Origin of the sequence: Xenorhabdus innexi, assembly GCF_002632485.1 — a bacterium.
Taxonomy (GTDB): Bacteria; Pseudomonadota; Gammaproteobacteria; order Enterobacterales; family Enterobacteriaceae; genus Xenorhabdus; species Xenorhabdus innexi.
The window spans coordinates 103,071-116,644 of record NZ_NIBU01000006.1 but is presented as its reverse complement, the minus strand read 5'-3'; the positions used below and the strand labels follow the sequence as shown (position 1 = coordinate 116,644).

Below are 13,574 nucleotides of genomic sequence, written 5' to 3'. Positions count from 1 at the left end.
TGCTAAAAAATAATGGCTCACTTAATGCGAGCCATTATTTTCCATCCTATTTTATTCAGTAAATAAAAAACCTATTAAATCAGTCTATCTTTGCCGATGGTGGTATCTGACCACGCCGCCACAATCGCGGATTTCGTCTGGTTATCAAGGGAGTCCATAAAACCGCTGTCTCCGACTGTCGGGGCAAATCCGCTCATGGCCTGCACCAGTGAATCGACCGCGTTAGTGGACAATGCGGTGAATTCACGTTCTCCACGGGCATCTTTATTCCCTATCCGGGTGATGATATCCGCCTGATTACCGTTGAAATAATCATTAAAAATGACTGAGCCTGTGGCTTCAAACTGCCCCTGAGCTGAGGTATCGGTGATATGACGGGCTGTCAGCAGTACCAAATCGTAACCGCTGCGCTGGAACCACAGGTTTTGCCAGTTCAGGTTATTGAAGATAATTTTGTCGCCAGATTTAATATCCTCAACAATGTTGTCAATCACATCGCCGCTGACAACAAAACTATTCACTCCTTTCCCGCCGGTGAAACGGTTCTGGTATCCCCCCAGCACCAATAGGTCATCTCCCTCACCGCCATTCAACTGGCTGAATTTGGAAACCACATCCGCAATCAGATGATCGTTACCTTCTCCTCCGTTGATCAGTGCGTGATAGCCCATCAGTTTGATGGAGTCATTTCCTTCATTACCCTCAATCCGGTTATCGTTGCCGAATACAGTGGCAAAATCATTGCCTTCCGCAAGTCCGACCTGATTATTGTTACCAATGGCAACGACGTAATCCTGATCCTTCCCGCTGTCTATGCGGTTGAAGTTGCCGGAAGCCACGATATAGTCGCGTCCTTCCCCTGCTTCAATCACACCGCCTTCACCAAAAGCAAAGACCTGATCGTTACCTTTACCCATATAGGCATAGTTAATACGACCCGCCAACACCGCCACATCATCACCGGCTCCGCCGAACATCATGTTTTCCCGTCCCATCAGAACGCCGGTGTCATTACCTTCACCGCCGGTGAAAATATTGGAGGTTCCCAGTGAATAGAACACATCATCACCGCGACCACCCCAGAAGTTGTTGTTATCCCCCAGATAAGCACCCAGATCTTTACCGTCACCACCCCAGTTAAAGTTATAGTTACCGAGAGAAACGTGAATATCACTATCCCCCTGCAAATGACCGCTGTTACGCAGAAAATCAAACGTTCTATCCTGCATATGCAGTAAATCCGCTGTCAGGTTTTGCTTCAGATTAACGGCCAACGCCTGCATTTCCTGCTGTTTTTTCTGGCTGAACAGTGTTGCAAACAGGTTTGGCAGATTAAATGCGTTAAAACCAGATGCACGCTCCGGCTGTGCGTTGTCTCTGTTCTGTTCTTCCGGTATACCCGCTGCCGGTTTTTGGTGATCCTCAACAGGGGCTTTCTTTTTCAGTCCGTGGTTCTCAAGGAAAGAATTCAGTGCATCCGTATCTGCGGCTGAATGCACTTTGAGGTAATCTTTCAGGGTTTGCGGATCAATAAGCGCCTTCAATTGGTCACCGCTGAATTCGCTGATAATCTCCAGCATCTCCTGTATAACCGCAACACCATCCACTGGCTGACCGTTTCGGGATACAATGCTGCCTTCTGCGGTGTAATCCACATTAAAGATTTCTCCCAGTGTGGTATCTGCATCAACATGAGCCAGACTGCGCAACAGTTTATTTTTTATCTGGCGCGGCAGATCCAGAACACTATAAGTGAATGTGGTTCTTGCCAGCCCTGTAGTTGTGTACTGCTGTGTCATCAGGCCAAACAACGAGCCCAGATTAATATCCAGCAGCGACTGCATATTGTCACCGAACATAAAGTTCCAGCTACCGGTTGTTACCTGAATATCCGCACCCTGCCCGCCAACGGCGAAGTTAAAGGCCAGTTTTTCATTGGCCTGCCGGAATCTGTCTGCCCGACTGAGATTACTCGCTTTCGGCGCATTTCCTCCCAGCCACTGGTTGTACTTTTTGTTCAGGGCGCTTTCGATATCACTCTTCAGGCCACGACCACTGCGTAAGTTCTGGGAATCAATGTCAGTCAGTGAGCGGTAATCAACACTGCTGGTCAAATCCAGCCCTGACATATCCTGTAGATATTTCTTCACACTGGCGATTGTCCACTGCTCCTCCTGAACGGCCAGCCAGCCCGGAGAAGAGAATGAGCCGGAGATATCCTGCAATACACCGGAAATACGGGATATTCCATCAAACGGATTAAGCATCGGCGGAGTCGGGATGGATTTATCCATCATGACAATCAGATCGTTACTGCGCCCCTGATTAAAGCTGATGTTCCGGTTACCAACGAACAGTTGTGCGCCTTCCAGTGCCTGATAGCCAGCAATATTAATACTGTGTCTGCTGTTACCGTCACCCAGATGAACCATGACGTTATTGTCGCCAAAGACCAGTGATTTAAAGCCACCAGTGCCTAATTTGATACTGACATTCGTGGTTCCCCAGTTAATGGAGGTAAATTCCCCGTCACCGATTTGTAATTGTATATTGCCGGAATAACTCAGTTGATTATTCGCTGATGCTCTGCTCACATCATGGTCATTTTGATAATGATGTTTTTGTGGTGAGTGAAAGACTTCATTATTATCCGCAATCGCGCCGGTTGCGGCGGTATTGACGTTTCTGCGACCTATACGCGCAAGCGTGATATCACTTTCCGAGATGCCATGACGCACCCGCTCAGAACGCGTTTCCAGTTCACCGCTGTTATTCCAGCTAAGCACTGTTTTATTGTCATGCAGTTTATGTACCCACTGCTCCCGTGCCTCTCTTCTGGTGTACTTACGCCCGGTATTATCCACCGCAATATTACTGCTGCGCGCAGATACTGAGGCCCGGATGCCCTGCTGATCCAGTTCCGTAATAAAATGACGGGCAAAGCCATCCCGCTTGTCATCACTGATCAGAGAACAGCCCACCAGACTGATATGCTCCGGTGTTCCGCTATGCCGGAAGTCACGTTCGAACTGTCTTAACATGATGGCTAATTCAACTGCGTTATAGCCTCCCATCCGAGTGTGATTCAATTCAGAAATTTCACGCCCATGACCGATAACCTGCCAGCGTACCTTGCCTGTCAGTCTGGCAGGGTCACCGTATACCACCCGATATTTTCCGCCGGAATCAAGCTGAACAACGATACTGGAGTCAGGATGCTTTCCTGCCAGATTGGCTGCGGCTCTGGCTACAACCGGATCATTTTCAGTCTGGATAATAATCTGGCTGTCAAAACGGCTGGTGCCGCTTTCCGGTTGCGCTGTCACTGTGAGTTCTGCCCACGAAGAGACATTTTGATTGTGCAGAGGGCGTTCGGTGCCTAACGCATTTTTCATCGGTGAGCCATCAAAGATCTCCATGGCCAGAATATCTTTCAGAGTCATTTTGTCATCAATGACCGGACGATAAGAGGCCAGTGCCCGACCATCCACAAAAATCACCTGATTGAAAAAATTCTCCTGCCGCTCATTTCTCGGCATACCGTAATATTGCGCCATATTCATGCCAGAACGACTGAAGAAACGCTTAACATAAGTACTGAATTTCTCTGCTGAAGAGAACTCCACAATACCGACATTAGGATCATAAAACCCATACATCCGCTTGCCACTGCCACTGTTCTCTTTTGACCATGCCGCCATTGCATGATCCGCTGTATTCAGCTCAAGCAGAATCGACCGGCCATCTGCATTGGGAACCGTAATTTCCTCTATGACATTATTCACTGTTAATGCCTGTTCACCATACAGTTTTTTCTGCCATGATTTGAAGGTGTTATCATACATCGGTGCCCTGATATAGAGCGCAGCAAGTGCACCCAGCAGTTTACTGGCATTGGCTTTTTCCGACTCAGCGTACAGCTCCGGGTGGCTGAGTACAGAAGCCGCAGAGTAAAGTTTCTTCAGAAAATCATTACTGACATTTTCCTGTCCGTCATTCTCAAGGTGTTTTGCCAGCAGAACCAGTTCCGACAGCGGCATACAGCGTCCGCCGAAACCATCATTGGACAGATTCAGCAACATTAGCTGAGGTGCCAGATGTTCATTTGCCTGTGGATCTTCAAAACCAGAAGAAGCGACATCCCGGAACAGACGGCTGTGTTTTTCTATTCTTGGCCGTAAACTGATTTTTAGTGCCCGGTTTTCAATTTCCCAGGAAAGTGCCCCTTTCTGTTCCGCTGTCCAGTTACCTTTTAACAACAAATCCACCAACTGCCTGATCCCCATATCGGCATGGAAACCTTCAACCATACTTTCAGCCCGGTTATGCCCGTAACCTGACAGGAATTTTTTTGTCGCCCGCAGATCGTATATTCTGCCCGTTTTATCAGTATGAGACTGTAGAAACTGCATATAACGTTTCAGGTCATTCTTAATACCTTTGATAAGAATGCTTTCTTCCCCCTGCACACGGGCGGCGAACAGATTGGTAACTATCTTGTTGGCATATAATTCCATCATCCGGCGGCTGGAGTCATGACCCAGATAAGTATGTTCACCAGAGATGTTATAATTGGCGCTAATCAGTCTAGTCCGCAGTTTTTCGCCTTCTGTTCCCAGCCCGTCCCCACCGGTAAGCACCATGATAGGCGTCTCTTTACTAATTCCCTGTAGATTCTTTTCAACAGAAAATTTTCCGTTGACTGATTTAGCCAGCACAGCAACAACACCTTGCGGATTGAGGATATTATGAGCGGTAATCGCTTTGGTCATACTTGGCATTGGTCTGTCAAACAGCAGACCGGCAACATGTTGTCCCCTTCGATCCGCATAACGGGCCAGATCAGCCGCAATCGGTGCGCCCATTGAATAACCGTGAATGACAATATTTTCCGGTTTAATGTCACGGTTGTTGATCAGATAGCGGAACATCGTACGCGCATCCTGATACAGACCATTTTCACTGGGGTGACCATCACTGGTACCGTAACCGCGCATATTGACCGCAAGCATATCGACACCCTGCTGCTGATAATACCGCTGGATTTTACTGGCCTGTTCTTCTGCGGAAGAATCTGAGCCATGAATAAATAACACGACTTTATCTGACGGACGGGTCCCACTCAGATGGAAATAACCTTCCAGACGACCGGCCTCACCACGCAATGTGATTTTTTCGGCCGCTTTTCGTTCAATTGCCCGTCCAAGAGTTATCTGCACCGCTTTACTGATACGGCGACGATCTTCTTTCACTCCGTACAGTTCATTATTCATAAAGCGAGCCAGCGGGTTACGGGATTCACTTTCACGCAGTGGTGTACCATCATTCTCAATCGCGACTTTTTCCAGTATCTCTTCATACAGATCGTCCGGCTGATTCAGTATCCGTTCTATACCATCACTATTCAGACGACGATACTGATGTTTGAGCCGTTCAGCCTGTGTCGCTTTCTGCAGAGCCTGACCATAGTTAAAGAGATCATTTGGTTTCCAGATCCCCAATCCGGGACGCCATGCATATCCGAGGATTTTTTCTGCGCCTCCGGCTTTCAGTACACGGGCAACAACTGTTGAACAGTTTTTAGCGAAAAGCTGGTAGCGTGCATCCGGATCTGCGCTGATTTTTTCCCACTCAGCCTGCATTGCCGCCACATCAAGGCCTTCCAGATTGATGCGGAAAACCCGCCCTTGATCTGCTTTTCCATCTTTGAACGCGTTAATGTCAGCTAATTCGCGTTCAGCAAACTGGCGCGTAACATTAGCCATTAAATGTTCCATACGCTTAGAATCCTGCAATTCTGCTGCCATACGCAAAACTTCGGCAAAGCGCTGAGCCACTTCCTGCATATCCATGCTGTCATCCCGCCACTGGGTAATGAATGGCTGATAAATATGAGGCGGTATCTCAGCCGATTTAAGCATTTCCGGATTAGCCAGTGCAGCCATCGCAAAACTTTCGCTGACATCTTTGAATTTGGCATCCACGCCTTTGGCGGCTCTCAGTTTTTCAACGAACTCTTTCAGCTCATCTGAGCCATCAATCAGGCCAAAATCATCATCCTCTTCAGAGGCGACATCGTATCTCAACGCTGGATTCTGATGGGCAGGCATACTGAGATCACGCCAGCGGATGCGAAAATCAGACTGACTGTTATTCGTCTCAAGCAATTCCTGCAAATTGAGGGATTTACTGCCCGCCGGCCACCAACTGACGTAGTTCATGTCATTGAAATCCCTGACCTCTTCAGGGCTGACTTTTACCCGTCCATGACCAATTTGCAGTGCGGCATGTCCTACGCTGCTGTGATCGCTGGGTTTCCAGATATAGAGCGTGGCACTGACAGGCGATAAGTGACGCTCTATTTCCCGGTGAACTTTTTTTAATCCCGAAATATCAATCCCTGTGCCATCTTTTGCCAAATCACGGGCTTTCAGTTTGGAAAAGACGGAATTAGTGACGTTCTGCCCATATTCTCTGGTCACGGCATCCATCACCTGTCTGATCCCCCTACCTGCCGTATCTTTGGCGATCTTCACACTGAATCTGCCCTGAGTGATAAAATCACCATGCGTATCAATATAGAGGTGCTTGGAATCACTGAGATTAGAGTTAGACAGTTTATTATACAATTCGCTGAAACTGCCTTTACCCGAACTCCTTAGCGTCGGTTCTGCCAGAATCATAGATTCCGATAAACGACTATAAATCTGGGATAACAGTTGCTGCATCGCCGGAGTACGTTTTGATTCAGAATGCCCGAGCAGATACCCTTCCACCTGTTGTTGCAGATAGGTTAATTTTTCAATGGCATCCAGAGAGTAGTCTCTGTCTTCCGTCAATGCCTGTTCATAACGTTGCAGGGCATCAATGACATTACGATAACTTTCACCCAACGGCTTACCTTTAATGTAAGCTTTTTGCTGCAATTCATCTGCTGACATCAATTCAACATGTGGCCGGTATATCCAGCGGCCGTTTACTTTTCCGGCCAGCTCCCGTGTACGTCCCTGCTCATAAGAAGCGATAGTGTTTTCTACCAAATGCAGCTCTTTGGGGAGTTGATCATAGCTCTCATAATTAGCCAGAATGAACTGCTCAATAACTTTGATCTGAGCCGGATCTTTTGGGTTTTCCAGCTTTATTATCTTGATTGGGGAGTGGCGATTTTCAGGCCATGAATGTACTTCAAACGTGTTTTCTGCCCCTTCACGAATTAGAAGATTGCGTTCAGAGCGCAGACGATAAAATGGCAGCGCTTTATTCAGCATATTATCTATCGCGCCCAGTCTGACGTTTAAATCAATCAGTGTATCCGGCTGATAACCACGGGGATTCATCTCCAGATATTTTTGTTGCTCAACCGGACTCAGGGCATCAAAACGTACCTTGACATCAATTTCGCTGTCTGTCAGCCGGGTGCCTATTGCGCTGAGCGGCAACTTTTTATATTCAGCAGCCGGTTTATCCAGCAGGTAGATCTCCTCAACCATACCTTCACGCTGTAATTGACGAAGTACCGGCAGTTCAAGGTTCCAGAAGGTATTACCCAGCAATAAACCGTCTTCTGCAATCACATAGACATCACCACGGGCTTTAGTTGCATACACTGAACGCCATAGCCCCATATTGCTGCGGACAGAAGCCAGAATTGCCGATTGCTGCTCTTTTTGACGATTATCATGAGGATCAAGTGAGCGTGCTGCCCAATTGAGTAATTGTTCACTCAGAGTGTTACTCAATACATGCCCCGGCAAATCAGTGTCATAAACCACTTTCCCGCCTCTGGTCTGAGCAGCATCCAGCACTTCACGGTATTGTCGGGCATTATTTCCCGAACGGAATATCACCACTCGCTGTTCATTATCCGCCGGATCAAAACGGTAACCATACTGTTCCAACTGCGTCATGAAGCGGACTCGTCTATCCCAGTCATAATCAATGGTAGAATCCACAAACAATTTCGCCATTGAAGCTACCTGATTATCAGGGATCGTATGTTTAATGCTGTTGAGATAACCTTCAATTAAGTCGATCATTTTTTGTCGGTTACTCTCATGCAATTCTGCATCAATGCGGGTAATTCCCGGCACAGGGATATAATCATCGCTTGCAAAATCCATCAGACGATCATTGTCACTATCCAACCAACGATAAATATCCGCGACTTTTTGTGCTCTGGCAGTAATGGAGGATAATGCTGTATCCGTCTGTGCACGCCTGTTTTGTGGTAAGCCATTGTTTTGTGGTAAACCATAATCCGCCGCTAAACGTTCATTTCCCAATGCTTCCAGTTTATCTGTCATCACACCTGAAATATCAGGCAGCGCCCTGTTCAGGGTTTCAGAAGCATCAATGTCGCTATGAATTTCAGCCGGAAGAGCTGTATTACGAGTCTGCTCATGCTCTTGATGTGCGGCGAGCATATCGTTTGTTTTTCTGGCAATAATCCCCGCCTTAATTTGTAAACGTTCCAGTCCCTGTTTTGCATCAGACAATGACGCCAGATTACCGTCCGTCCCTGCCAGCTCCAGATTGAAACGTCCCTCTTCCTGCTCTGTGACATCCTGAGCGATATGGCTGCCTGTGTGATCTGCCCCCTTTGATTCATAAGCCTTGCCAGACAAGCCACTTCCCTGATTTTCTCTGCGGTTGGGTTTTTGGCTGCTGTTTTTCGCTTCAATTGCCGCATCCTGCTCAGCCTGCTGAACCGCGTTTTTCCCACGAGAGACAGCCTGTTCAGCATGTTTCTGCTGGGTCTGTGCCTCTTTAGACCGATATTCTGCCCGGATACGAGCATCGGCTATATCCAGCTGGGCATTCCGTTGATTCTGCTCGCTTCTGACAATACTCGCTTCTGATTTTTCCAATGCCGTATTGATCTGCTGCTGATATTGCTGAATAGAAGCATTCGAAGACGCCAGTTGCTGACCGGCAATTTTTTTTGCTTTATCCAGTTGAGTCTGAAGATCATCCAGTACCATACCAGCATAATCATCACGCCATTGTGCACCGGAATTTCCCTGATAATGGCTGTTTTCCCGCTTATCGAGATTCTCAAGTGCCTTAGCTTTCGCCAGCAGTTCATCCGTGACTGCCTGCTGTTCTTCCCGGATAACATCACGCTGAGACAACCCGTTGGTATTCAGGGCATCAAGATCGGTCGATTCCAGTTGTTGCTGAGTCCCTGCAATCGCGGCCAGTTGTTGCTCTTTTTCCTGCATCAAACGTTCACGATCGGCTTCGGCATTATCCTTATCGCTCAATATGTCACCAGCAACTGAGGTTTGTGGTGTCTGCTTTACTTTTGCTTTTTCAGAACAATTTGTGTGTGCAACAACATTATCCAGAATGTAACCCCGGCCATCACTTCTGCCAGTACCTTTAAATGCCAGTCGGTTATCACCGCCCTGCGCAACCAGAACCAACTGTTTATGCTGCCAGGCGATATCATCGTCCGCCGAGGAGAAAACCACCTGATCATTCCACAGCACTTCCATGCCATTGTCATCCGTGCTGCCTGCCCGGCGCGCAAAGTCAAAATCAAGGGTGATCACCTCCCCCGCTTTGCGCTGACGGAGATCCTGATAAATCGTGGTATTGGCCTGTGTATCCAGCTCCGTCACATAATGGCCGTAACCTTCATTATCCAGCCCATAAGAGGCGGCCGGATGATCGACTTCAATACCGTCCGTGGCCTGCCAGCCCTGCGCCCCCGCCTCAAAATCCCCGTTGACAATCAGGTTGGGTGGCTGATTTTTCGCCGTTTGCGGTTCTTCCTGCATGAGGGTTTCCAGCCTGCTGATATCCGGGGTCTTCAGCTCACTGACCGATGCCTGCAAATCGGTGGAAAGGCGGGAACTCACTTCGCCGATTTCGGTCAGCTCAAAGCCCTTCAGACTGCCCACTTCCGGCAGATTGATGGCCCCCCGCCCACGGTAACTGCCTGACGTATTAGCCTCATCCCCCTGCACCAGAAAGTTAATCCCCTGACTGCCCAGCGCCCCCAGTAACGTCTGTTTGAGATTGCCGAACAGCGTTGCCAGTTTGTGGCTCTCCGTATTGCTGGACGCCAGCGCCAGAGTGTAAAAATCCCCGCTGCCAATCTGGATAGCCACGTTATTGCGGGCGTAGGCGGCATGGATGTTCATTCCGTCACCGACATGGAGATGGGCATTGCCCGTTCCTTTCATCACCGAGACTGCCAGCCCGTCACCCACTTTGGTGCTGACATTGAGTTTGCCCCACGCCACGTTGACCGAAATGCCGTTCCCCACTTTGGTATTCACATTCCAATCGCCGTGAGCCGCCACCACGCTCAGACCATGCCCCACCGTGGTCGTGATATTGCTTTTCCCCTTCGCAGCGGTCACCTGCATCCCGTCCCCCACTTTGGTGACCACATTGCTTTGGCTCCACAGGGCATTCAGGCTGTCGCCCTCGCCCACCTGTGTGACAAGATTGGCGTCCCCTTTTGCCAGTGTCACCTGACGGCCGCGACCAACCTTAGTCACCACATTGGCTTTCCCCCAGACCCCGGTATAGTCATCCCCCTGCCCCACATGGGTGATGGTATTGGCCGTGCCCTGCATGACACTGACCATTTGGCCGTCACCGATTTTGCTCACCCCGTTGGCCTGCCCTTTGGCAAAGTTGTAATGGTCGCCGTGCCCCACGTGGGTCAGGATATTGGCATCGCCCCAGGCCGCGTTGACCGCCAGCCCGTCCCCCACTTTGGTCAGCAGGTTCAGCTTGCCTTTGGCAAACCCCACCGTATTCCCGCTGCCGACATGCGTCAGGCTATTGCCCAGTTCCGAGACCAGCAACCCCACCGTCGTCCCGTCGCCCACTTTGGTCAGAATATTGCCCTTCCCCAGCAACAGGCCGGCGGTCATCCCCTGCCCCACGTGCGTGATGACGTTGGCCTGCGCGGCCGCTAACACGCCCATAAAATCATGGCCGACCTTGGTCACCACATTGGCTTTCCCTAACGCCAGCACTCCCGTCAGCCCGTTTCCGGCATGGGTCATCACGTTCGCCTGACCAAACATCGCCGCCAGTGTCGTGCCGTCCCCGACTTTGGTCATGATATTGGCGTTACCGGCAAACAACCCGAGACTGGTGCCCTGCCCCACATGGGTATAGATATTGGCCTTGCCTATCATCAGCGCCGCCGTCAGTTCATGACCGGCTTTCGTGAACACATTGGCTTCCCCCAGCATCGCGGCAAAGGTGTTGCCGTCGCCGATATGGGTCATCAGGTTTCCCATACCCACCATGGCGGCAAGTGTATCCCCGTTGCCCACTTTCGTGACCAGATTGCCTTTCGCCACCACCAGCGCCACACTCAGGCCATCCCCCACATGGGTAAAGACATTGCCCAGCGACACCATCAGCGCCAGCGCATTGCCGTCCCCCACTTTGGTAAAGACATTCCCGCCCCCGGCCATCAGGGCGTACGCGTCCCCCTGCCCGATATGGGTAAAGATATTGCCGACCGCCAGCAACGCCGCCACGGTTTCCCCGTCCCCCACTTTGGTAAAGACGTTACCGACCGCGCCCATCGCGCCCAGTGTGCTGCCGTTCCCCACATGGGTCAGCACATTGCCCAGACCAAACAGGATACCGGTGGTTTCGCCGTCGCCCACTTTGGTCAGCACGTTAGCCCCGCCCAGCATGACCCCGGTGGTGACGCCGTTCCCGATATGCGTCAGGACGTTAGCGCCCCCGCCCATCACCCCAAAAACCCGGCCATTCCCTTGACGGGTCAGGACATTCGCCCCACCCAAAGCGATAACATGCGTATTGCCACTCTGGGAGTCCGCTGATGGATTGCGTACCTGATGAGTGCTGCTGATATGGGTAATAACATTGGCAATACCGGCTCCTCTGAAATTCAGGTGGCCTTTTCTGCCTTTCTTAAAAACAACGTTGGCGGCACCAGCCCCACTGAATTCCGTGTCACCGATTTCTGAGTTATGTAAAATAACATTGGCAATGCCCGCGCCCTTAAAATAAACATTTCCCCGGGCGACGTTGGATTTAATCACATTGCCGCCACCGGCTCCCTCAAAGCGGACATCACCGCTACTGTCATTTTTTATTGCATCAGAGGCAAATAATGCCTGTTCAAAGGCACTACTCGCATCAGTAATCGTTTCAGATGTGACCCTGACAGTATTCACACTGTAATTAACATCACTCAGTGTATAACTGCCTTTGCCTAAAGAGGAATAACCGTAGTTAGGGCCAACAAATTGATCAGCCATTACGCCCGTCTGATCACCGGCTTTGTACCACGGTGTAGCGATATATTTCAGCTTTCCCGTTTCAGGATCGTTCTTCAGTTGCACAACTACAACCTTGGTATATTCCCCCAATACTTTGGCATACAGATAAGTATTTGCCATCCGGTTGGATTTCACCGGTTTTACATCAACCGTTGAGCCATCAGTTGAGATGGCATATCCCCCCATTTTGGCATCGGACAACGTAATATTTTCTGCGGCGATCTGAACACCATCAGCATAAGTGACCCACTCATTTTCTGGCAGTTTTTTCTCTATGGCATGTATCGTAAATGCCTGATGGTGTTCAGCCTTCAGGTCGGACAAGGTATAAGCACTATCAAGGTTGATAATCTGGAAACCATTACTTTCAGAGATATCCTGAGATTCCAGATTCTTAAGGTGATTGCCTTCTTTGTACCACGATGTGATGAAATATTTCAGCCTGCCGGTTTGGGGATCATTACTCAGGTGCAGCTTGTTTAATTTAGTAAAATTTCCATCAACAAGTGCAAAGATATGAGTATTCGTTTCCCGTGCTGATTTAACAGCAGCCACTTTCTGGTGGTTCTGAATCCAGTTGCCTGCCAGCATTGCCGTTGTAAGCACAATATCTTCAGCTTTTGCATAGGCCATACCTTCGCCGCCGAAGTTATCATCGACGCCTTTACGGGTGATTTGGTTATAGCCACCCGCTCCCATAAAATGAATATTGCCGTTGACTACATCTGAATAGAGATGGTTATATCCACCCGCACCCTTAAATGTGATATCGCCACTGTGCCCGCGACGATATAAATTGTTATAAGCGGCAGCACCCGAATAATGTATATTACCGGAGCGACCGTCATGCTGAATAACCGCACCACCCGCAGCGCCAGCGAAAGAGATAGTTCCCTCTTTTTCTTTATTGATTTCTGCATATCCTGCGGCACCTTTTACACTCAGGTTACCGCTGGTATCACTGATTTTCAGGTAGGCAGCCCCCCCGACAACGGTATCATTGCCTGAACCGGTATAAACCAATGCAGCAACTGAACCCAGCGTAATATGATCATTACCGCCATAAGCATGAATTTGACCGCCAAATCCGATAGCAACAATATTATTATCACCATCATCAGCGGTGTAGTTTCCTGTAAAAAAGTATTCAACACTTCGCCAGAACGGTTTTCCCATAACTCAATCTCTAAATTAAATGCCAAAATTAAAGACAAAAACGCCCAATCACAAAAAGCAACTGGGCGTTGATGTTTATCTCAGTGTTAATAAAACAGGTTAAATTAAAAA

1 protein-coding gene is annotated in these 13,574 nt (G+C 49.2%); it reads right to left on the bottom strand.

Annotated elements, in window-relative coordinates:
• Positions 1–74: 74 nt before the first annotated feature.
• Entirely contained in the window at positions 75–13,463 is a 13,389-nt protein-coding gene (rtxA, locus tag Xinn_RS04025) for an MARTX multifunctional-autoprocessing repeats-in-toxin holotoxin RtxA (protein ID WP_099137605.1), read from the bottom strand.
• Positions 13,464–13,574: the final 111 nt, after the last annotated feature.